Genomic DNA, 23,967 nt, shown 5'->3' on the forward strand with positions numbered 1-23,967 from the left:
TGACCTCCTTTCACACCTTATGTTTACGATAAATGATATAACTTCTACTCACATATGTTAACGGTACGCTCCACACGTGAACCAGTCGCGTAAATGGCCACAATGCCATAATGGTAAAGCCTAACAACACGTGAATTTTAAATGTTATAGGTACATTAGCCATTAATGTTGCGTCAGGTGAAAAGACAAATAAATCTCTAAACCAAATAGATATTGATGTCCGATAATCAAAATCTGGTGTAACTGCATTGGTCACTAAAGTCGCATAACAACCCATGCAAACAATGATTAACAATAAAAAATTCACAATAATATCTGAGGCTGAGCTTAGTTTTCTAATGTTTTTCTGTGTAATGCGTCGTGTGGTTAACAACAGCATACCTATCAATGTTATTATACCAAATATGCTACCAATATACACTGCACCAATGTGATATAAGTGGTCATTAACACCTAACGTTCGTAACCAAGAAGCAGGTATGACTAAACCAACAAAATGTCCCATTGCTACTGGAATAATTCCCAGGTGAAACATTAAACTTCCCCATTGTAATCTTTTTTTCTCTATGAATTCACTTGATTTTGCAGTCCATGAAAATTTATCGAATTTAAATCTTGCAATATGTCCTAGGAAAAATATTGCAACACATAAATAAGGGAATATGACCCATAAAAATTGGTTAAACATTCGCTTTCACCTCATTTGTTGGCTCAATACATACTTTTAATGTCTCTCTTAACGCTTTAATTAAATAATAATAAGGACTATTTCGTTCTGCTAAATGATTTGCCATAGCATAAGTACCGTCTTCAATAATCATGATGACAAATTCAATGTTTCCTTTTGCTCTTGGATCATTTTGCCATTGTGCAACATATAAAAACTCTAGCATCAATGGTAAAAAATCAGATAGTTCATTGTCTGCCATTTTAAGTCCAAACATTTCATATAAAACTTTCAATTTCGCTAATAATTGTCCTCGTTCTTTTTGTGTATCAAATTTGTTATAAGTCATATACAAGGGGGCATTTTTATTAAAATCAAATGTATTAGAATATAATTGTTGAAATTCTAAAAATGTATACTCATGTACCTGCTGACGATATGTCATAAGATCCTTATAAGCTGGGTGTTGATTATGAATGATGCTTTCAAAAATATTAGAATGCAAAGTCATCTTTTTTGGAAATTCCAATTGTTGCGCAAAATATCCCAGTGTTTCTTGAAATGATTTAAACTGTTCTATGTTAATCACGGAATATCCCTCCATAGAAATTATCATTGTATATTGCTTGCCCTGACTTTTCAGAAGTCGTTCCTACTGGAACCCCACATCCTTCACAATTTGCACCAAAATACTCTCCACCGTAGCCTTGACTACCTTGTGCACGATACGTATCCATATACGCTTCCTTATGCGAAGTTGGAATTACAAATCTGTCTTCATGTTTTGCAATTGCTAATAAACGATACATATCTTTTGTTTGACGTTCAGTCAGACTCAATCTCGCTAATTTATCTTCATCAAAAGGTTTATTTGTCACTTGAGCCCTCATATAGCTTCGCATCATAGCCATTTTTTGCAATGCTGCTTTGACCGGTTCTGTCTTTCCAGCAGTAAATAAGCTAGCTAAATACTGTATTGGCAAACGCATTTCTTCTATTGCAGGGAATATCATATCTGGATTTCTATTAGCATCTATAGCGGTTTTACCTTCGAAATAACTCATGATTGGACTCAAAGGTGGGCAATACCATACCATAGGCATTGTACGATATTCTGGATGTAACGGAAATGCAAGTTTATATTCAATGGCTAATTTATATATAGGTGAATTTTGAGCTGCTTCTATCCATTCCATAGATACACCATCTTTTTGTGCTTGTTCAATGACACTTTCATCATATGGATTTAAAAATAAATCTAACTGTTTTTCATATAAATCTTGTTCGTTTTCGGCTGTAGCAGCTTCTTCAACTCTATCCGCGTCATATAACAGAACACCCAAATATCTCATACGTCCAGTACATGTTTCAGAACATACTGTCGGTAATCCCGCTTCAATTCTTGGGAAACAAAAAGTACATTTCTCTGCTTTATTTGTCTTCCAATTAAAGTATACTTTTTTGTATGGACAACCTGTCATGCAGTACCTCCAACCTCTACACGCTTCTTGGTCAACTAACACAATGCCATCTTCGTCGCGTTTATACATCGCTCCTGAGGGACATGAGGCAACACAGCTTGGATTCAAACAATGCTCACATAATCTTGGTAAATACATCATAAAAGTTTGATCGAATTTAAACTTAATGTCCTCTTCAATACGTTGAATATTTGGGTCTTCAGGCCCTGTAACATGACCACCTGCCAAATCATCTTCCCAATTTGGCCCCCACTTTAAATCTAATTTATCACCAGAAATAATGGAATGTGCTTTTGCTACTGGTAAATGATTTCCTGCTTTAGCCTGAGTTAAGTGTTCATAATTATATGTCCATGGTTCATAATAATCTTTAATTACAGGCATATCTGGATTATAGAAAATTTTACCAAGAGCAATTTTTGACCATTTACTACCAGACTTTAGTTCTAATTTACCTTTTTTGTTTAAAAACCAGCCACCTTTGTAATGTTCTTGGTCCTCCCATCTTTTTGGATAACCAATGCCTGGTTTTGTTTCAACATTATTAAACCACATATATTCTGCACCTGGACGGTTTGTCCAGGTACTTTTACAAGTCACACTGCACGTATGACATCCTATACATTTATCTAAATTCAATACCATTGCAACTTGTGCTTTAATCTTCAAGCCAGTCAACCTCCTTCAGTTTTCTCACTGCGACATAAACATCTCTTTGATTTCCTATTGGTCCATAATAATTAAAGTGATAACTGATCTGACCATAACCTCCAACAAGTTGTGTTGGTTTCAAATGAATGCGTGTAGGTGCATTATGAGAACCACCACGTGTGTCTGTCAGTTGAGACCCAGGTGTCTCAATGTGCTTATCCTGAGCATGATACATAAACATCGTTCCCCTAGGCATACGATGTGATACTACAGCTCTAGCTGTAACTACACCATTACGATTATAAACTTCTAGCCATTCATTATCTTGAATATCATGTGCTGCTGCATCCTCAGATGAAATCCATACCGTCGGACCACCTCTGAATAATGTCAACATATGTTGATTATCTTGATAAGTAGAGTGAATATTCCATTTACCGTGTGGCGTTAAGTACCGTAAGACAAGCGTACTTTCGTCTAACTGCACTTTCTTATCACGTGAACCAAAAACCATCGGCGGTAAAGTCGGCTTATAAACGGGTAGATTTTCACCAAATTGCTGAAAAATTTCATGATCAATATAATAACTTTGTCTCCCAGTTAGTGTTCTAAAAGGCACTAAACGTTCTATATTCGTAGTAAACGGAGAATACCTTTGACCATTTTTATTAGAACCAGGAAAAACAGCTGTTGGAATAACTTCCCTCGGTTGTGCGGTAATATTTAAAAATGTTATTTTTTCAGATGCACGTTCACTAGAAATATCTTTAAGTTTCATTCCTGTTTGTCGTTCCAAATCTGCATAAGATTTTTGTGATAATTTACCATTTGTAGCTGAAGATAGATTTAATACGACATCTGCAGCACGTCTTGCGGTATCTATTCTAGGAAGCTCATTTCTAATTGAATGTTCATCTTCATCATGCCACGTACCTACCATGCTTTTAAGTTCTTCATATTGCTCTGCCACAGTATAGCTCACACCATGTGCACCTATCTCAGCTTTTTCTAATAAAGGTCCTACCGTAACAAACTTGTCGTAGATTTTTGTATAATCCCTATCAACCACAGCAAATCCTGGCATAGTCTTTCCGGGAATTGCCTCTATTTCATTTTTAGTCCAATCTTTCACTTGACCATTCACATTAGAGATTTCTTGTGAAGTATCATGTGCTAGCGGTGTAGTTACAATATCTTTATAGAGGCCGTTTAAGTGTGTTTTAGCAGTTTCGGATAAGGTTTTACTTAATGTTTTAAAGATATCCCAATCTGAACGAGACTCCCATAAAGGATCAATGGCTGGATTAAACGGATGTACAAAAGGATGCATATCTGTCGAAGATAAATCGTGTTTTTCATACCAAGTTGCTGCAGGCAAGATAATATCCGAATATAACGGAGTAGAAGTCATTCTGAAATCCAATGATACGAGTAAATCTAGTTTGCCTTCTGTATCATCTCTCCATTTGATTTCTTCTGGTTTTGTATCTTCATTTGCTTCGGCCATCAAACCAGATTTAGCACCTAGTAAATGTTTCATAAAATATTCTTGCCCTTTTGCTGAGCTTGAAATTAAATTAGAGCGCCATAAAAACAAAGTTTTTGGATGATTTTCCTTAGCGTCTGGGTCTTCAATTGCAAATTTAGTTTCTCTTGATTTTACAGATGCTATTGCTCGTTTTAAAATTTCATCGTTATTAAATGCGCCATCATCTTTTGCTTCTTCTCCAAATAACAAACTATTTTTATCAAATTGTGGATAAGATGGTAGCCAACCTAATTTGGCTGCTAATACGTTATAATCTGCAGGATGTTGATGCTTGATATTTTCTGCTAAAGGTGACTTAATACTATCTACGTTTGATTCTTCATATTTCCATTGATCCGTAGCAAAATAAAACCAGCTTGTACCATTTTGTAAGCGTGGTGGTCCTTGCCAATCTTTAGCAAAAGCTATGGTATTCCATCCTTCAATTGGTCTACATTTCTCTTGACCTACGTAGTGCGCCCAACCGCCACCATTAACACCTTGGCATCCGCAGAGTAATACAAGATTCAAAATAGCGCGATATATCGTATCTGAGTTAAACCAATGATTTATGCCTGCACCCATAATAATCATTGATTTACCTTGTGTATCGATAGCATTCTGTGCAAATTCTCTGGCAACTTGTACCACCACATTGGCATTCACACTTGTCACTTTTTCTTGCCAAGCAGGTGTATAATACGAGGACGCATCGTTGTATCCTTGTGCTTCTAATTTATGTTCAAAACGTCGTATACCATATTGACTCGTCATCAAATCATACACAGTCGCAACATATTTTTGTTCACCGTTAGCTAATTCAATTTTCTTAGCAGCAATAGGTCTTTCAAAAACGCCATTCCCTTCATTATTGAAATAAGGAAATTGAATTTGTTTGATTTCATATTCATCTTCTGCAAGGCTTAGCGCTGGATCAACTTTAAATCCTTGTTCATCTTCTAGTTTAAGATTCCATTGTTTACCTTCTTCCCAGCGTTGACCCATTGTCCCATTAGGGACGGTTAAATGTTGTTGTATTTTATCGAAAATAACAGGTTTCCAGTCACCATTTGGTGTATCTACCCCTAAATCTTCTGCTCTTAAAAAGCGACCTGCTTTCAAACCATTAGCATCCTCATCTAACATAATAATGAATGGCATATCTGTATATTGTTTAGAATAGTTGATAAAATAAGCGTTAGGCTGATTCACATAATATTCTTGCAAAATCACATGTGTCATTGCTTGCGCAACTGCTGCATCTGTCCCAGGATGTGGTGCCAACCAATGATCTGCAAACTTTACATTTTCTGCATAATCAGGCGCAACAGAAATGACTTTCGTACCTTTATAACGTACTTCTGTCATAAAATGAGCATCTGGTGTTCTAGTTAATGGCACGTTAGATCCCCACATCATAATGTATGAAGCATTATACCAATCACTTGATTCTGGTACGTCTGTTTGTTCTCCCCAAATCTGCGGAGATGCTGGTGGTAAATCTGCGTACCAATCATAGAAACTGAGCATTTCTCCTCCCAATAAGCTAATGAAACGGGCACCAGAAGCATAACTCAGCATAGACATAGCAGGAATTGGTGTGAATCCTGCTATTCTATCAGGACCAAATTTTTTAATCGTATATATAATTTGAGCCGAAATTAGTTTGGAAACATCTTTCCAGTTCGTTCTTACAAGCCCACCCTTTCCTCGAGCCTGTTTGTATATCTTAGCTTTTTCTTCGTCTTCTACTATAGATGCCCATGCTGCAACAGTATTGTCATCATGCTTTTCTAATGCATCTATCCATAGTTCCCATAACTTACCACGAATATATGGATATCGAATTCTCAAGGGACTGTATTCATACCAAGAAAATGACGCACCACGCGGACAACCTCTCGGCTCAAATTCAGGCATATCTGGGCCACAACTTGGATAATCAATTTGTTGATTTTCCCAAGTAATCACTCCATTTTTAACAAACACTTTCCATGAACAAGACCCTGTACAGTTAACACCATGTGTTGTTCTCACTACTTTGTCATGACTCCAACGTTCGCGATACATCTTTTCCCATTCTCTACTTTTACTTTCAAGCACTGACCAATTACCATTGAATTTTTCAGTTGGTTTAAAAAATTTCATACCAAATTTCTTCATTTTATACATCCTCTCAACATCATTACAAATAAGAAATATATTCTATGAACATCTTTGTCGTAATTACTTTTCATTTCTTACTTAAATTGTACGTTTATTAAACCTTTCTATATATTAGGGATTTACCTAATTGAATATCAAAAAGCCCTAATTATTTCTAAAATTCATTTTAAATATGTAATATGCCACAGTTTATGGTAGATTTTTGTTAATACAAAAAAGAACTAATCCATTAAAAATATTTAACGGATTAGTTCCTTTATTTATAAAAATATTAAAATTTTAAAGGTATTGGCGTGCTGCTTAAAATTATGGTTCGAGTCTCATTATATAGTCAAGATATCAATGATTCTGAATCATATTAAGAAAAAACTTTCTAGTACAGCAAATTAAATTATTACATTAATTTAATATGTTCATCAAATAAATATTGTTCTTTAATATCGTTCATAAATTCAATCTGTGTTTTATGATAAATAGATGTATCTATAACATCAATCAAACAAAAATGACCTTCACTATAGAGCGATAATGCCTTTTCTAAAGCTGATTGATGTTCACCAGTAATCAAATAGCTTTTAGTTTGAGACTGACTTAAACTAGTAACACAAGGTAATTCAGCCATTAAATCTCCTACCAAAACGACACCTGGCATAAACGAACAACTTTGTGTTTCAATCAATTGGTCAATCGTTGTTACTGTACCTTGGATTAATTTCTCTTTATAAGTAGATACATTATATATCACTACAACTGGATAATCTTTCTTGGTTTGTTGATATATTTCATGCATAATCGTTTTTAAATTTCTAATACCCATATAAATGGCTAATGTGCCTCCTGATAATAATTTGTCCAATTCTACTTTATCAGTATGCATTTTACAAAAATGTCCTGTCGTATAAGTAACATGTGTAGCAATCTGACGAGCGGTAAGCCCTTGTTTCATGCTTGCAACAGCTGCACTAGCAGAAGTAATACCTGGTACGATTTCGCACTCAATGTTCTGTTTATTTAGCGCTGAGACTTCTTCATGTGTTCTTCCAAAAATAGCTGGATCTCCGCCCTTCAACCGTACAACGCAGTGATGTGAATAAGCTGCATCAACAAGCAATTTATTGATTTCCTCTTGTTGAATATGTTTATGGTAAGGTTTTTTTCCAACATCAATTATTTCTACACCTGGACTAACCATCTGAATGATAAATGGATTCACAAGGCGATCATATAATATAACATCTGCTTTTCGAATTAAACGTTCAGCTTTTCTCGTTAATAATTCCGGATTGCCGGGACCCGCACCGATAAGGTATACTTTTCCAACCTTATTCAAACCCATACATACACATCCCCATCCTGTACCTCTGTTCTGAACACCTCAACGCAACCTTCATCTGGCGCTTGTACTAAACCACTATTCAAGTCTATTTTTTGATCATGTAATGGACAAAAAACATAATCACCACTCATTGTCCCTTCTGAAAGTGGACCATCTTTGTGAGGACATCGATTTTGAATGGCATGAATACTACCTTCTTCCGTTAAAAAAATACCAATTTCTTTATTGTGTAATTTAATTTTTTTACCGACTAATGGTGTAAGTGTGTCTATTGACGTTACTTTAATCCTATTTTTAGCGCTCATATTTTACACCTTCTCCACTTCAAATATTTTTTGTTCTTTTTTACTATTTACAATCTCAGACCATGGCTCTTTTTCCACTGCGCATTTAGCTTCTAAAATTCGTGCATAAAGTACATCTTGTTTTGCTTTATCAAACAAAATACTACTCACATGTTCAAATCCTAATCGATTTAACCATGGTGCAGTACGTTCTGCATAGTTACCTGTTTCTCTATAATATTGCATCAATGCGCCACAAAGTTTTAATACTTCCGCTTCAGTTTCTACAGTTGTTAAATATTGTCCAATTGTAACTTCTGTACCGCCGTTACCACCAATATAAATTTGATATCCATTTTCTACTCCAATAACACCAAAATCTTTAACACCTGATTCGACACAGCTTCTAGGACATCCTGAAACTCCCATCTTAAACTTGTGTGGTGTATCAATATATTCAAATGTTTCTTCTAAACGGATTCCTAATCTTGTCGTATTTTGTGTTCCAAATCTACAAAAAGCTTTACCAACACAACTCTTCACGGATCGAGTCTTTTTACCATATGCTGATGCTGAACGCATACCCAATTCTGACCAGATTTGTGGCAATAATTCTTTCTCAATGCCATAAAATCCAATACGTTGTGAACCAGTCACTTTGACTAGGGGTACGTTATATTTTTTAGCTACTTCACCTAGTTTTATAAGTTGCTCTGCATCAGTTACGCCACCTCTCATTTGAGGAATGACAGAGAAGGTGCCATCATTTTGGATATTAGCATGATAACGTTCATTCGCAAATCTTGATTCAATTTCATCAATATGTTCGAACGGATAAATCATATTAAGATAATAATTAATGGCAGGACGACATTTAGGACAACCATTTTTATCCTTAAAGTTTAGAACATGACGAACTTCTTTAGAAGTTTTAAGTGATTTCGCTCTAATTTGAGTTACAATTTGATCTCGTGTTAAATCTGTACATGCACATATGCCTGTAGGTTTAGCTGCAATAAAATCATCACCCAGTGTATGTTCAAGGATTTGCCCTATTTGTCCCTTACATTTCCCACAAGAATTACCAGCTTTTGTTAGTTGTGTCACTTCGTCAATACGCGTTAAACCATTTTGCTTTATCGCTTCAACAATAGTGCCTTTATTTACACCATTACAGCCACAAATAGTTTCGTCATCAGCCATTTCTGCGACATCAAAACCACTTGATTCTCCACCTTTGTGCAGCAATGATGCGATCGTGTAGTCTTGTATGGTTTCTTTTTTCTTCATCATATTAAAAAATCTAGAACCTTCTTCTATATCCCCATATAACACCGCACCAACGATATGACCTTCTTTAAGAAATACTTTTTTATAATGTTTATGCATGCTATCAAAGATTGCGACACCTTTTACTTCATCACTCTCATGTATCAGACCAGCACTATATAAATCGCATCCCGAAACTTTTAATGACGTAAATGTAGTAGAACCTTGGTATCCTTCAGTAGGATTATCAGTTAAATAATCTGCAAGTACTTTGCCTTGTTCATACAATGGTGCTACTAACCCATAAGTTTTCCCTTTATGTTCAGCACATTCTCCTACTGCATAAACATGCTTATCACTTGTCTGCATAAAATCATTTACAACGATCCCCTTATTGACTTCAAGTCCAGATGCTTGTGCCACTTGCGTGTATGGACGAATACCTACAGCCATAACCACTAAGTCTGCTTTTAAAATCGAACCGTCTGACAATTTGATGCCTGTTACATCTTGTTCACCTAAGATTTCTTCAGTACGTGCTTGCATCCTAAAGTGCATACCTTGTTTTTCTAAATCTGCTTTAAGCAATTCACCAGCTTTTTTATCTAACTGCATTTCCATCAACCATTTTGCAAGGTGAATTACAGTTACGTCCATACCTTGATCCATCAGTCCACGTGCACATTCTAAACCTAATAATCCACCACCTATAACGATGGCATGTTTTTTAGTCTGTGCAATCTCAATCATGCGTTCAGTATCTTCTATTGTTCTCCAACCTATTACACTATTAAATTGAGCTCCCGGTATTGGTAACACAAATGCACTTGAACCTGTTGCAAAAATACAAATATCATAGTTAAGATGCTTTCCTTTTTCTGTTACAATTTCATTGTTCTCACGATTCACTGATACGACAGGATCATTTACAATAAGCTTAATACCATATGACTCATACCATTCATAACTATTCATAATCGTTTCATCAACAGTCATTTTTTTCTGTAAAATATTCGAAAGCATAATTCTATTGTAATTAGGATAAGGTTCCTTACCGATAATCGTAAATTCATAACGTTCAGTATCTCTTTCTAATATTTCTTCTATCGTTCGTAGACCTGCCATTCCATTTCCAATCATAACTAACCTTTTTTTAGACATGATAATCCTCCTTATATACCTCTATCAAAAAATTTTCCACTGCATGAGATATTTTTTTAACTTTGTTATAATCATTGCCATCTGACCTGAATAAAATATTTATATTTTTATATTGAATTTCAGGCATATTATAAAAATCTGATTGTGTTTTATCTCCTGTGTGATTAACAAGCTGTGTTGGTCGTGAATCCTTTTTTATTTGGTTATTAACATGTGGGTCATTCGTAGCAATAATAATAATATCTGCCTTTTCAATATCATTTCGTTCATAACATTTTGTTATTAATTTCAAATTTGATTGTTTGGCTTGAAAAAACTCTGGCAAAAATGTCTGACTTACGATAGTTAATGAAGCTATTGATTCAGTCTTTAACTGTTGGAATTTTCGATAGGCAACCTTACCTCCACCTATAATTACAAGATGTTTATTCGCTAAATTAAGTTGGACTGGATACATTGCGATACACCTCCAATTGTGTAATTTGATCCTTGATTATCATTTCTAATATTGGATGAAAATTTAATGATTCAGTATATTCAATATGATTCGCCATACGCATTTTTGAAATTTTACTTTTCATTTTATTAACTAAATAACCATCATATAAAAAGATAGGAACAATCAATATGTTCTGTGTTTCTTCTAATATCTTAGGCAATATTTTTTGATAATTATATTCACCATATAGCGTCAACATATCAATTGATTTATTTACAATATTACATTGCTGAATTAGTTGCTTAAGTTGAACAATAGGTTGTTCATAGTTTTCACTACCATGTGCAATAAAAATCACTTTATTTATTGATGGTCTATTGAACATTGCCGCATTAATTTTTTCGTCAATAATGTTAATTAAATGAGGATGCGTACTTAGTGGTGGTGTAATACGGTATCTCATATGTGGAAACATTTCTTTAATATGCTGTAAGATTTCTGGGATATCTTTTAAATAATGTTTTGCTGAAAATAATAATAACGGTACAATATTAAATTCAAATTTACCTTGCTTTACTAAAGTCGAAATCACGTTATAGAAATCGTTCGTATCACTTTCTAAAAATGCGATTTGATAGTTGATATTACTATTTTTAAAAAGTTGAGATATAAAATATTTCAAAGCTTTATTCTGAACACCTCGTCTCATACCATGTACAACGAGAACATTTTCTCCCATAATGACGCCCTCCCTTTACCCTTGCATTGTAATATATTTCCATTAGTTTTTGTGAATATTTTCACATAAAACTATAAAAATAGGGAATTCCCTTAGATATAACCTAAAGGAATTCCCTATTTTATATATAATCAACTAAAATGGTGGTTGTCCTAATACTTCTTCATCAAAACGTTCTGGAATTAATACTTTTCTCATAATAACACCTAAATCACCATCGTTACTTTCATGTTCTGCGTATACTTCATAACCCCTTCTTTTGTATATATCTAATAGCCATGGATGCTTACGCGCAGATGTACCTAGCGTAACGGCAGGTACCTTAAGTGTGTCTCTAAGATATGTTTCTTCAACATATTTTAATAACTTGCCACCCAATCCTTGTCCATCATATGATGGTTTCGTAGCAAACCACCATACAAATGGGTAAATAGAAATGCGTCGTTGCGTCTCCCATGGATAACGTACAGTTATTGTCGAAATGATTTCTGCGTTATTTTCCAAGACAAAAGTCGTACCAGTTTGTAAATTCTTTTCGACCATTTCAACACTAGCGTTGACGGATGGCCAATCAATACCTAATTCTCTTAAAGGTGTAAAGGCTTCATACATTAATTTTTGCAATGCTTCAGCATCATCTATTTCAGCGATTCTAATATTATAATCAGACATTTTGTCACTCCTCAGCGTATCTTTTATAGCATTATTTGATTAAATTTAAAAGATTATTTACAGTAATACAATATGGTTTCTTGATAAATGAGTCAATTTTTTTGTTTTATATATAAAAATAAAAGACAATTTGATTTCATAGTAGAAACCGAATTGTCTTTTACTTTATCTTAATATTAGTTTCGCAAACTATCACGTTTGCCGTTTAAATAAGCATAAACTAATCCTACAAATATACCTCCACCAATATAGTTACCTATAAAAGCAAAGACAATATTTTTTAATACATGCACCCACACGACAGCATCAAAATTATAAAAGACCATACCAGCATATAAACCTGCATTAAATACTACGTGTTCATAGCCCATAAATACAAAGACAATAACACCACATGCAATGAAAAAAGCTTTAGATAAACTATCTTTAAATTGAATTGATACGTAAATACCAATGTTTATAAAAAAATTACAGAAAATGGCTTTTACTAATACTGCATACCATGTCGAATCTATGGTCTTACCATTTACAAGCGTTGTTAAACTGGTCACCATTTCCGTTGTCATTATAGGAGTAAATTTCATTAAACCAAATAAAATAAATCCTCCAATAATATTAAAAAAGAAACATACTAACATGATGATCAAAGCCTTATTCATGCCAATTAGCTTATAGTACCATCCAACTGTCAAATACATAAAATTACTCGTTAATAATTCTGAATGTGTCAATACGATCAATACCAAGGCCAAACTGAATGAAATGGCACCTAATAAGTTAATTAGTCCTTCATTTGCACCAACAAATTGTGTTTTTATTGCAAGCATAAAAACAGTCACAATGGCTAATAAAAATCCAGACATGATTGATTTTAATGCATAACGTCCGGGTGTTTGGTTAAACATGACATCCTTCATTTGAACTTGATTATTAATGTTTTTAATTGTTTCATCTGACATATATGTATCTTTTATGGCTTTATTATTCTCTATCAACATCGACACCCTTCCCTTTAAAATGTTTGGATCACAAAATTATAGATTAATTATATTGTTTTTTATTCAAATTTAATAGGTTATACGTCTATTTTACATAAAAAAACACTTTCGTATAAATTCTTTTTAAAATGAATTCAACGAAAGTGTCTTTATTTTACTCCAAATATTTAGGCGCAGTTCATAGTGGATTAACGCTTTTATTTGAACATCGATTCTGATAGCTTAAGCGCACTGCTCACTGTTGTTTTTTGAATTTTGTTAAAATGTGTAGGCCATATGCAAAAATACCATAGCCCGTTAAAGTACGTAATAACCATTTAAATATACTGCTACTCAAACATTTTTCATTTAAGATCATAGCTGGTACAAGCGTACTTATCGTATATAAACTTAATACTTTAATATAGCGTTTATTCAATACACTCACCTCTCTTCACTTTTATTATAACTAAAAGCTAAAGTGTGCAAGTGTTTCAATTCTTACATATCTATGACTTTTTGTTCTTTAAAAGCGTTTCTAAATTATCAAATGTGCTATTCATACCCGCTTCTACACCCATATCAAGTAGTTGTTGTGCTGATTTAGGATCTGGCAGTTCCGCAGTAGAAATAATACGCGTTGAGTCTTCATCTATTTGTTCTAATTGAATCACATTACGCATACTTGCCATATTTTTATCAATATTACCTTCTTTATCAGTAAAGTAATCGTTATAATCAATCAAATAAGGTGCTTTTACTTCATTATACTTTGTTAATGTATAACTCGTACCTTGGTCAGTATATATTGCAAAAAACGCTTGACCTCCAGTCACAATATTAAATTCGAACACTTCAGTTGTTGCGCCTTGAGGGTGGAACCATTTTTCAAATAAAGATTGTTCAGTATATGCTTTAAATATTTCTTCTACAGTTGCTTCAAAATCTCTTTTAAATATAATTTTGTTTTCATTCACTTCTATACTCACTTAAAACGCTCCTTTTTATTCATCATTCATAATTACATAAGATGTAACTGTTTTAATTTTGGCATTTTTACGATTGCTTTCAAACTCAATAAAATCCGCGAAGTAAACTTCTGTGCCATCACTATTTAACTGAGTGCCATGCATTGCACCAAACTTTCCATGTGTTAAATTATGCGTCACTTCTATTCTTTTAATGTCTACTTTATGTGCTTCAATTTCATTATAAAATTCATCTAAACTGTTCAATTCAAAAGCACCGGGCACTTGCCATTTAAAATTTGACACAACTGTTTGTGATAACTTGTTTTTATCAGCTAATGCAGATCCTATTAGAAAATCTAACATGATTCGTCGTTTGGGCGCATTATCACACCCTAAATCTCCAACCATTTCAAATGGAAATTCTGAAGCTGTTTCATTTTTAAATGATAGACCTGCTTCTGTCAACGCATTCTCTAATATACCTATCGCTTTAGGTCCTACGCCATGAGTATCTAGTATCGTAGTTCGTTCATATTTTGATAATTGTTCTAAAGAATTTATGCCAATCGATGCTAATGCATTCGTTGCTGGACGACCTATTTTGGGTAACATTGTTGCCACTGTAATCCCCCTTTTTAATACTATATACCCACATAAAAATATTTTAAATTTTATATAACTAGAAAAAGGCCCAAGACAATTATATGTCTTGGACCTTTTTTATAGCTTTTATTATTAATCTTCTAACGCAAATTCAAGGCTTACTTGGAAGTTTATATCCTTACCAATCATTACGCCACCAGTTTCAAGTGGTTGGTTAAACGTAACACCATATTTTTCACGGTTAATTGTACCATTAGCAATGAAACCTGCTGTTGTAGCACCATTTAATGGGTTCTTACTTTGACCTTCATATGATAATTCAAAAGTTTCTTCTTCTGTTACATCTTTAATTGTTAAATTACCAGTAACTGATTTTCCATCTACTTTTGTTACATCAAATTTAATTTCAGGATAGTTTTCAACATCTAAGAAATCAGCACTTCTTAAGTGGTTATCACGATCACCAACTCGAGTGTCAATTGAATCTGCTTTGATTGTTAATCCACCTTTAATTGTGCTTAAATCATTTAAATCACCTTCAAGTGATGCTTCGAAGTCATTAAATCTACCTCTTATATTTGAAATCACTAGGTGTTTAACTGAAAATTCTACTACTGAATGTGCTGGATCAAAATTAAACTTTGTCATAAAAATTCATACCTCCAAATTTGTAACTTTCTATTGATACATTTATTATATCAGGTATATTTTATATATCAATGAAAAAGCTCATATTTGTGTTTCTATGAAAAATATTCCCGTAAAACAAAATTTTACTCATTTCGATGTAAAATATTTATATCATTTAAAACAATACATGGATTCAACTTTTAATGTGCCAACATTTCTTTTTTTATTTGTTCTTTAGTTAAATCTTTTGGATAATATGTTGGCCAATGATCTAATTCTTTCAATACTTTTTGTTTATTATCTCCCATAAATATTTGGAAATGTTCTGCTTTTTTAGGTGCTATATTATGATCGCTAAATTGTACATATTTTGGTAACTCTTTATTTCCACCTACTAATTTAAATGAATATCTGACGCCTCTATTACCTTTTTCATATTTCAAGATATCTTTACCATCGTATTTGTATTGACCTTTTAATGTTTTGTCATCCTTTTTAAAAGTAATCGTATCCTGTGTAATATTAATATTACTAATATTTGTCTGATATCCTTTTTGATAATAATCTTTATATTCTTTTTCAGTCATTTGATTATCTTCGTTTGCTTTGTGTTTCATGACGTCATCTAAAGTACCATCTTTTAAAAATGGATAAACTGATTGCCAATGTCCTTGATAATCAGTTAATTTTCTATCTTTCACTTGATTATCTTTAAAATAGCCATCAGCGATTGCCTTTTCATGCTTGTTATGCGTTTTTTCATCATCTGTTTTAATATTGTCATTTAATGCCATATCAAGATGTTTTATATTTTTTTCCATTAGGGATTGATATGTCAATGTTTTATCTTGTGCTTGTTCTTTTGATAACGACTCCATATTATTAAACTTCAACGGTTTTGCTTTTGTTTCTTTACGAATCGTATCAGTGACTTTATTAGAAACATTTGCTTCATACAAAATGAATTTGGCCCCTGAATCATTAATTTCTTTCACAATTTTTGCTAATGCTTTTTGGGACGGATCTTCAGCATTCATATTTTGTATACCTTTTTGGACAAATCCATATCTTTCTGAAAGATAACCAATAGATTCATGTGATATATATACGGTATTGCCTTGCTTATCTTCAGTAATGTTTTTCATTTTTTGATCTATTGACATCAAATCTTCTTTCAATTTTTTATAATTCTTTTCATAATAAGATTTGTGTTTAGGATCTTGCTTTATTAATTTATCTTTAATCTCTTTTGCAAATACTTGGTTAAATTTAGGGTCTAACCATACATGAGGGTCATAACCTCCGTGATGATGTCCATGATGATGTTCATGTTCCTCATGTTCTTCGTCGTGCTGATCAGTTAATAATTCGCTTTTATCAATTTCATCTCCTAATGATAACTTTTTATTATCCTTTTTAATTGTTGCTGCCACTTTTTTAGCAATAGGATCTAAATCGTCACCTGTATACAGGAACATATCTGCTTTACTCGCATTCATTATATCTTTTTGTGTTGGTTCATATGTATGTAAATCTGCACCACTAGGATAAATAGATTTAACTGAAACATACTTTCCGCCTATTTGATTGGCAAACGATTTTAATGGAAATACAGTGGTATTAATTTTTATCTTGTCGTTACCTTTTGATTCGTTTGACTTTGTAGCACTACAACCAATAACGATTAACGCTAATACAATGACAAATGACAGTATGTATATTGATTTTTTCATTCTTACTCCTCCTCAAATAGTAATGATTACGATTTAAAATTATAACCGTACTTTTTGAAATACGCAATACTTATTTCAGGTTTTTCGTAATTATTTCGATTTAAGAAGTTAAGATATCCTTTTTTTTATTAACTAAAAAAGCCCGTCACTGTTTTTTTCAGAAATTCAGTGACGAGCTTATGATATTATACTTTGTCTCTATGCCTTGAAAGTTAACTTTCTTCAAGTATTTTTTTATAATTCTTATATTTATATGGATCTTCTACTTTTTTTCCTGCTATAAAAACTGTGGGCGCTGTTTCAATATGGTTTTCTTTATATTGTTTATGATCTTGTTCGGCTGCTTTCCACGATTTACTTTCTTTAGTTTTATAGCTTGTTTTTATCTTTTCTTTTTTATCATTTGAAATTTCCAATTGGTTTATTTGTTGATCAACGAGTTGTTCGGTGATCCAATTTTCCTCTGATTTCGGCTGTTGCTTAAACATTAATTTTTGGAAATTTAAATATTGTTTAGGGGCATATTGTTTTACTGCATGACCTGCCCTTGAACCTATAATCGAATCCTTTCCTAAAAATGCCATATTAACAAACTGATAATCTACTTTTTTCGTATCAATATATTCTTTTTTTAATTTAGGCATAATATTTTCTTCTACTTTTTTACAATATGGGCACTTAAAATCACCGTATTCAATAATTTTAATCTTGCCATCTTTTCCATATTTGTCATCTTGATGTACATTTTGATTGTCATTCGAACAAGCGGAAACAAAAATTAATACTGCCATTAATAACAAACTTATCCAACGTTTCTTCATTTGTTAAAAACACACCTTCTTATCTTGTTTTATTCTTCTAGGTTCATATTTTCTTCTTTATAATCCGCATCATGGGCATGTGAATATGATTTTGAATTAAAGTTTTTTAAGTAATGTGCTTTATCATCAGTTATTTTATATGTATAAAAATGAACTTCATCATCATCTTTTAATGGTTTATAAGCAATAGTCACATATTTTCCTTTGTCATAAACATAGATATTCGCATTCTTTTTATCAAACTTAGATTCCACATCACCCTTTTGCTTATCAGCTAAAAGCTTTTGTTGTTTTTTCTGTTGATTCACTGCTTTGTCAATCTCATCAGCATATTTCCCACTACTACACCCAGCTATAATGATTATAGAAATGAACACCATCATCATTAATTTTTTCATATTTACACTCCTAATATTACTTATCATATCTAATATTATTCAACCATAACTCTTATCTTACAACGAAAATCTTTGATGTACTAGAACAATAACATTATTTTTATATTTATATAAAAACACTTCCGAAAAATTCATTAATAAATGAATTTAACGAAAGTGTCATATTTACCGTATGCAAATTAAATTTTCATCAATGCTACAACTTTATCCTAACTATAAATCAATTAATTTCATTTTCATCATATTAGTGCCACTTTGATTGCTAATGCACCGTAATTAAGTTCATCAGTTTGTGAATAAATTTGATATATAGCTGCTAATTTTTGAGAAAGTTGATCGTCTGTTTTCGCGCCAATTTCTTCATTAGTATATTGATTCATCAGTGACTGAAACGATGAAAACACTACAATTTCCTTAACTTGCACTTTTAATGTTTCTTCAGTCTTTATATTTTTGAATACAATATAATCGCCACTTTTAATTTCTTGTCTTTTTTCATCATTCAATCTAACTTCAATAGTCTTTACTTCGTTTTTCATTAATTGAAAAGGTTCGTTATTTAAATGCATCGAGTGTTCTATAATACATACGCTCCATTCATTATTATTATATTGATATCAAAGTATCATAATATTAATATCTTTTACAAGAAAATTTCGCATGACTTAACATGATGTTCAATTTTAATTATTTAGCATTTTCTTCCTCTAATTTAAGTTGTTTTTTGCTTTTCAACATAAATACACTTACTAAACTGATAATAGATATGATGACTGCAAACCAAAAAGCACCATGATATCCACTTAGCAATGCTTGATGCTGAATTTCTGCTGTCATTTGTTTTTGACTCATATCTTTAAAATCAGACATATTTGGTGTGTAATTCTTGGCAACTTGACTCATAATTGTGATCAAACCTGCTGTACCAATAGATGCAGATATTTGTTGTATAGTGTTTGTCATCGAAGAACCGTGTGCATTCATTTCCGGTGCTAGCTGATTCATTGTATGTGTCATTAATGGCATCAAACCAAGTGCGATACCAATCATACGAATGGCATATACTGTTGCTAATATCGCTGGTGAGGTATGTTCATCCATGATTACAAAATAAGAAGTTGTTACAACTACAATAAACATTCCAATAAATGCTAATATTTTAGCGCCATATTTCTCATAGAGTAAACCTGAAATCACTGACATAATCCCCATTACGATAGCTCCAGGTAATAAAATTAATCCTGATTGGAGTGCTGAGTCATTCATAATATTCTGTACAAACATTGGTAACACTGTTTCAGAACCAATCATTGAAATCATAGTAAAAGCCATTATGATAATACCTACAGCAAATTGACTATCTTTGAACACTGAAAAATCAAGGAGTGGATTTTCTAAACGTGTTTGACGGAAAATAAAAGCCGCAACTAAAATAATGCCACCTATAACAGTAGTCAATACGATTGGATCGTTCCAGCCATCACGGGAAATTGAACTTGTACCATAAAGCAAACCACCAAAACCGAACACGGATAAGATAATTGATAAAATATCAATACGTGTCTTTCGATTAGTACCGACATTCTTGACGAATTTAAGCGCACCTATAAAAGTAAGTGCAGCAATTGGCGCAACCACATGGAATAATGAACGCCAATCTAAATACTCTACTAAATAACCTGATAGTGTCGGTCCAATTGCCGGTGCTAAACCAATAACCAAACCAAATGTCCCCATATATTTACCTCTTTCATGAGGTTCAAATATATCTAATATTGTTGTCATCATCAGTGGCATCATAATACCAGAACCAAGTGCTTGAACAATTCGTGCACTTAATAAAACAGAAAAGTTTGGACTAAATCCTGCGATTAAAGTCCCTATAAAAAAGATAAATATTGCAGTTAAAAATACTTTTCTTGTTGAATATCTTTGAATTATCATTGCTGACAATGGAATAATTACACCATTAGTCAATAAAAAGGCTGTAGTAAGCCATTGTACTTGTGTGTAATCTATTTTAAAATCTTTCATTATGCTTGGTAATGCTGTTGTTAATAAGGTTTCATTTAATAATCCAAAAAACCCACCACACAACATCATCAAAATCATTATAATTTTCGTCTTTTGATCCATTTTTGTACTCCTGTATTCTATAATTTATCAACTCTTTTTAGTCGCATTTCTGCATTATACATATTTTAGTTTAATTTATCATTAAAAATACTTAAAATATTAGTTATATTTTAAACTTTTATTTTGTAAGATTTAAAAAATGTTACAAATCGTAATAATTACTATTTACATTCCAAGTTTTTTCTTACATAATATCTATAGATAAAGGAGGTCATCACCATGAAATTAGATTTACAAACAGCACGCCGTAATTTAAATAGTCCTAATATCAAAACACGCAAGCGTGCACGCAAAATTATCCAACAACATAAGCGCAATAAATAAAAATAGAAGTAATACTTCAAAACCAAATGTTTTTTATCTTTGGTTTTGTCATATCACTTCTAAGATGTGGCCTGATTCCTGAAAATATACATTTATATATTTCAGAATCAGCCATCATTTTATTTAAGTTATTTATTACTTTACTACGTCATTTCATTTTTTGTACAGTTATAAAAGTATTATAAGTAATATTTATCTATCACTTTTAAATCATCCGTTAAATCATATATTAAAGGTGCCCCTGTTTTGATTTCATATCCTACAATATCTTCATCTGATACATCTTCTATATACTTAATTAATGCACGCAATGAATTACCATGCGCAGAAACAAGCACAGTTTTTCCATCTAATAACTGTTGTGAGATTTGGTCGTTCCAATAAGGAATCACCCTAATTAAAGTATCTTTCAAACTTTCTGATTCAGGCATAACTCTTCTATCTAAATGTTCATATTTTCTATCATTTAAGTAATCTTTTCTTTGTTCATCACTTTGCGCAGGTGGTGCTATATCATATGAACGTCTCCATATATGTACTTGTTCTTCACCAAATTTTTCTCTAGCTTTATCTTTGTTTAAACCTTGTAATCCACCATAATGACGCTCATTTAAGCGCCAAGATTTAATAACTGGAATAAATAACTGTTGAGATTCATCTAATAAGTGAAACGTAGTTTTAATGGCGCGTTGCAATAAAGATGTAAAGACGATATCTATCTCTATACCCTGTTCTTTTAATTTTTTTCCCGACGTCACTGCCTCAGTTCTTCCCTGTTCTGATAAATCTACATCAGCCCAACCTGTAAATAGATTTTCAGCATTCCAAACACTTTGACCATGTCTGCATAAAATTAGTTTTGGCATAATATTCCTTCTTTCCATTGAATAAAATGATATTATCACTACTTTTACAAAAATATTACAGTGATACACAGATATAAATCCTGTTACGACAATACTTTATCTATAATTTCTCATGCCATACATTAAAATTATAACAATTTACACTTGATTTTGAAATGATTGTATTCATTTATTCATAAATGACTTTTTATTTTTATTTTTCTGTAACCTACCTATAAAAAAATGATGTTATAGTTGTAAACGTTGATGAACGGAGCAATACGATAGACAAACAAAAATATTTTAAAAACATCCATGCTAATTAACAAATACAATTTGAAACTGTTTAAAACAAACAATTATTAGGAGGATTTTTCAAATGAAAAAATTATTATTAGCTTCATTCGCATCAGTAACAATCGCTACAGCTGGTGTTGGTTTAACTTCAAATACTTCTACAGCTGATGCTGCAGAAACTACTCAAGCAAACAATGACGTGTATAGTGAATTTATTGCTGCTGGTGGTACAAAAGCGCTTTGGGATAACATTGTAATGCCAGAATCAAGTGGAAATCCAGATGCGGTAAATGAATTAGGATATAGAGGTTTAGGACAAACGAAAGAAGCTTGGGGTACTGGATCTGTAACTGAACAAACAAAAGGTATGATCCAATACGCTGAAGATCGTTATGGCTCAATTGATGCAGCAATCGAATTCCGTATTGCAAATGGTTGGTGGTAAGACTAATTTTATACATTAACCCAAAATGTATGATAAAAAATAGGCTAGAAATCACTTTTTAAAAACGATGCTAACCTATTTCGCTATAAATTATTAAATTAAACATAGATGGTTTGAAGGAGTTAAAACATATATGCCCTTCAACCATCTTCTGACTTGCTTTATATTTTAAAAGTCCGAGACAAAAATGTCTCGGACTTTTTTATTCTAAAATAAGTTAATAAAATTTTAACTGAAACATATTATATTTGTATATCAATACTCATTAAATACCTTAATTCAAGTTATCATTTGATAGTTTATTAGTTTAATATAAATAAAAACCATGATAATAATCACAATCATATACTTTCTCGACATCGCATTTATTGTATTGACTGTGGTTCAGGATGTACATAAACTGAAGAAATGCCTTTGCTGTGCATATGTTGTTCTACTTTGTCGCAGATGTGATGTGCTTCTTCCAAAGATAAATCTGATTTTACTACAATCGTTACATCTACAAAAACACTACTTCCGTGGTAACGACCTTTAATATTTTGTACTTCGATTACATCTTCAATTTCTAACACATAATTTTTATAAGCTTCTAATTCTTGCTCATTAAAACCGTCACTTAATGTAAAAATTGATTCTTTAAAGATACCAAAACCAGTATATATAATGAGTAAGCCTAATATAATGGCTAATATCGTATCAATTACTGGAAATCCAAATTGTGTAAAAATTAAACCAATTGCAGTACCTAAACTCACTAACGCATCTGACAAATTATCTTTAGCTGCGGAGTTCAATGAACTACTTTTCGTACGATTAGCAATGCTTTGATTAATATAAAATACAACTAGCATAATCAAACCACTGATGACACTGACATAAATATTTATAATATTAGGGGTATGATGTTCATTTGTGAATAATTCAGGAACATTCTCTATAATGACTTGAATACCAACAAACATTATAATGAATGACACGAGTAATGATGAAATATTTTCAGATTTCAAATGTCCATATGGATGGTTTTGATCTGCAGGTTTAATAGAAATTTTCAAACCAATAATTACTGCCAAAGAAACAATAATATCTGTCATATTATTTAAACTATCTGCTTTTACAGCTGCAGAATTATATAAATACCCTACGATAAATTTAGTCACCGATAATATGATGTAGACGATTAAACTTAAAAAAGCACCTTTTTGCGCTGTTTCCAATTTTTCTTTTTGACTCATCTTACTTTCCACCTTCAGTATGATTGAATACTTATTATGACTCATCACAAACATATTTACAACGATTTTTATTCAAAAATTATTTAATATAAATAAACTAATTATTTTTTTAGCCAATCCTAATATTAATTATAAAATTGAGCAAAAATAAGAGACCAA

24 protein-coding genes are annotated in these 23,967 nt (G+C 32.2%); 2 read left to right on the top strand and 22 right to left on the bottom strand.

Going from position 1 to position 23,967, the window contains the following annotated elements; all coding sequences use genetic code 11:
• Positions 1-10 precede the first annotated feature (10 nt).
• The 20 genes from narI to KA824_RS05580 form a co-directional block, all read right to left on the bottom strand.
• Positions 11-688, bottom strand: a complete 678-nt coding sequence (gene narI, locus KA824_RS05485; protein ID WP_107384346.1) for a respiratory nitrate reductase subunit gamma — start codon at positions 686-688, stop codon at positions 11-13.
• Positions 681-1,256 carry a nitrate reductase molybdenum cofactor assembly chaperone gene (narJ, locus tag KA824_RS05490; protein ID WP_107384347.1) on the bottom strand — a complete coding sequence of 192 codons (576 nt, stop codon included), beginning with the start codon at positions 1,254-1,256 and terminating at the stop codon, positions 681-683. Before narJ ends, narI begins: the two co-directional genes overlap by 8 nt.
• Positions 1,249-2,817: a nitrate reductase subunit beta gene (gene narH / locus KA824_RS05495; RefSeq protein WP_107384348.1), complete on the bottom strand. Its 1,569-nt coding sequence runs from the start codon at positions 2,815-2,817 to the stop codon at positions 1,249-1,251. Before narH ends, narJ begins: the two co-directional genes overlap by 8 nt.
• Positions 2,807-6,490, bottom strand: coding sequence for a nitrate reductase subunit alpha (locus tag KA824_RS05500; RefSeq protein WP_107385704.1), 3,684 nt, complete (start codon positions 6,488-6,490; stop codon positions 2,807-2,809). The genes narH and KA824_RS05500 overlap by 11 nt, the downstream gene beginning before the upstream one ends.
• Positions 6,491-6,887: 397 nt before the next feature.
• Positions 6,888-7,829, bottom strand: a complete 942-nt coding sequence (gene cobA, locus KA824_RS05505; protein ID WP_107384350.1) for a uroporphyrinogen-III C-methyltransferase — start codon at positions 7,827-7,829, stop codon at positions 6,888-6,890.
• Entirely contained in the window at positions 7,820-8,134 is a 315-nt protein-coding gene (gene nirD / locus KA824_RS05510) for a nitrite reductase small subunit NirD (protein WP_107384351.1), read from the bottom strand. Before nirD ends, cobA begins: the two co-directional genes overlap by 10 nt.
• Positions 8,135-8,137: 3 nt before the next feature.
• Positions 8,138-10,543, bottom strand: a complete 2,406-nt coding sequence (nirB, locus tag KA824_RS05515; RefSeq protein WP_181187370.1) for a nitrite reductase large subunit NirB — start codon at positions 10,541-10,543, stop codon at positions 8,138-8,140.
• Positions 10,536-11,000 (bottom strand): precorrin-2 dehydrogenase/sirohydrochlorin ferrochelatase family protein, encoded by a 465-nt coding sequence (locus KA824_RS05520; RefSeq protein WP_181187369.1) that lies wholly within the window; start codon positions 10,998-11,000, stop codon positions 10,536-10,538. Before KA824_RS05520 ends, nirB begins: the two co-directional genes overlap by 8 nt.
• Positions 10,981-11,721, bottom strand: a complete 741-nt coding sequence (locus KA824_RS05525; RefSeq protein WP_107386395.1) for a sirohydrochlorin chelatase — start codon at positions 11,719-11,721, stop codon at positions 10,981-10,983. The genes KA824_RS05520 and KA824_RS05525 overlap by 20 nt, the downstream gene beginning before the upstream one ends.
• Before the next feature lie 135 nt (positions 11,722-11,856).
• Complete coding sequence (locus KA824_RS05530; protein WP_107384355.1) at positions 11,857-12,393, bottom strand: GNAT family N-acetyltransferase; 537 nt, start codon at positions 12,391-12,393, stop codon at positions 11,857-11,859.
• Positions 12,394-12,569: 176 nt separating this feature from the next.
• Positions 12,570-13,391, bottom strand: coding sequence for a formate/nitrite transporter family protein (locus KA824_RS05535; protein ID WP_419110015.1), 822 nt, complete (start codon positions 13,389-13,391; stop codon positions 12,570-12,572).
• A gap of 235 nt (positions 13,392-13,626) precedes the next feature.
• Positions 13,627-13,809: a hypothetical protein gene (locus tag KA824_RS05540; protein ID WP_107384356.1), complete on the bottom strand. Its 183-nt coding sequence runs from the start codon at positions 13,807-13,809 to the stop codon at positions 13,627-13,629.
• Between the two features lie 70 nt (positions 13,810-13,879).
• Positions 13,880-14,359 carry an SRPBCC family protein gene (locus tag KA824_RS05545; RefSeq protein ID WP_107384357.1) on the bottom strand — a complete coding sequence of 160 codons (480 nt, stop codon included), beginning with the start codon at positions 14,357-14,359 and terminating at the stop codon, positions 13,880-13,882.
• A 15-nt stretch (positions 14,360-14,374) separates the two neighbouring features.
• Entirely contained in the window at positions 14,375-14,953 is a 579-nt protein-coding gene (locus tag KA824_RS05550; RefSeq protein WP_213014036.1) for a helix-hairpin-helix domain-containing protein, read from the bottom strand.
• A gap of 123 nt (positions 14,954-15,076) precedes the next feature.
• Positions 15,077-15,592 (bottom strand): YceI family protein, encoded by a 516-nt coding sequence (locus KA824_RS05555; protein ID WP_107384359.1) that lies wholly within the window; start codon positions 15,590-15,592, stop codon positions 15,077-15,079.
• A 182-nt stretch (positions 15,593-15,774) separates the two neighbouring features.
• The gene (gene adcA / locus KA824_RS05560) at positions 15,775-17,307 is read right to left on the bottom strand and encodes a zinc ABC transporter substrate-binding lipoprotein AdcA (RefSeq protein ID WP_210133244.1); all 1,533 of its coding nucleotides are present in this window, start codon (positions 17,305-17,307) and stop codon (positions 15,775-15,777) included.
• A gap of 212 nt (positions 17,308-17,519) precedes the next feature.
• The gene (locus tag KA824_RS05565; protein ID WP_107384361.1) at positions 17,520-18,128 is read right to left on the bottom strand and encodes a DsbA family protein; all 609 of its coding nucleotides are present in this window, start codon (positions 18,126-18,128) and stop codon (positions 17,520-17,522) included.
• A gap of 29 nt (positions 18,129-18,157) precedes the next feature.
• The gene (locus tag KA824_RS05570; protein ID WP_107384362.1) at positions 18,158-18,526 is read right to left on the bottom strand and encodes a cystatin-like fold lipoprotein; all 369 of its coding nucleotides are present in this window, start codon (positions 18,524-18,526) and stop codon (positions 18,158-18,160) included.
• 239 nt (positions 18,527-18,765) lie between these two features.
• Positions 18,766-19,095, bottom strand: a complete 330-nt coding sequence (locus tag KA824_RS05575) for an ASCH domain-containing protein (protein ID WP_107384363.1) — start codon at positions 19,093-19,095, stop codon at positions 18,766-18,768.
• Between the two features lie 118 nt (positions 19,096-19,213).
• Entirely contained in the window at positions 19,214-20,662 is a 1,449-nt protein-coding gene (locus KA824_RS05580) for an MDR family MFS transporter (RefSeq protein WP_107384364.1), read from the bottom strand.
• A gap of 219 nt (positions 20,663-20,881) precedes the next feature.
• On the opposite strand from KA824_RS05580, the gene KA824_RS05585 reads away from it, so the two are divergent.
• Positions 20,882-20,986, top strand: a complete 105-nt coding sequence (locus KA824_RS05585; protein WP_017722768.1) for a putative metal homeostasis protein — start codon at positions 20,882-20,884, stop codon at positions 20,984-20,986.
• 179 nt (positions 20,987-21,165) lie between these two features.
• On the opposite strand, the gene KA824_RS05590 is transcribed toward KA824_RS05585, so the two are convergent.
• Positions 21,166-21,852, bottom strand: a complete 687-nt coding sequence (locus KA824_RS05590) for a 2,3-diphosphoglycerate-dependent phosphoglycerate mutase (protein ID WP_107384365.1) — start codon at positions 21,850-21,852, stop codon at positions 21,166-21,168.
• Positions 21,853-22,210: 358 nt separating this feature from the next.
• Between KA824_RS05590 and KA824_RS05595 the strand changes: the two genes are divergently transcribed.
• Positions 22,211-22,573, top strand: coding sequence for an aggregation-promoting factor C-terminal-like domain-containing protein (locus KA824_RS05595; RefSeq protein WP_107384366.1), 363 nt, complete (start codon positions 22,211-22,213; stop codon positions 22,571-22,573).
• A 365-nt stretch (positions 22,574-22,938) separates the two neighbouring features.
• Here the strand turns inward: KA824_RS05595 and KA824_RS05600 are convergent, their stop codons facing one another.
• The gene (locus KA824_RS05600; protein WP_107385373.1) at positions 22,939-23,808 is read right to left on the bottom strand and encodes a cation diffusion facilitator family transporter; all 870 of its coding nucleotides are present in this window, start codon (positions 23,806-23,808) and stop codon (positions 22,939-22,941) included.
• Between the last annotated feature and the right edge of the window lie 159 nt (positions 23,809-23,967).

The sequence above is a fragment of the Staphylococcus sp. GDY8P198P genome, from assembly GCF_017891615.1.
GTDB classification, from domain to species: domain Bacteria; phylum Bacillota; class Bacilli; order Staphylococcales; family Staphylococcaceae; genus Staphylococcus; species Staphylococcus cohnii.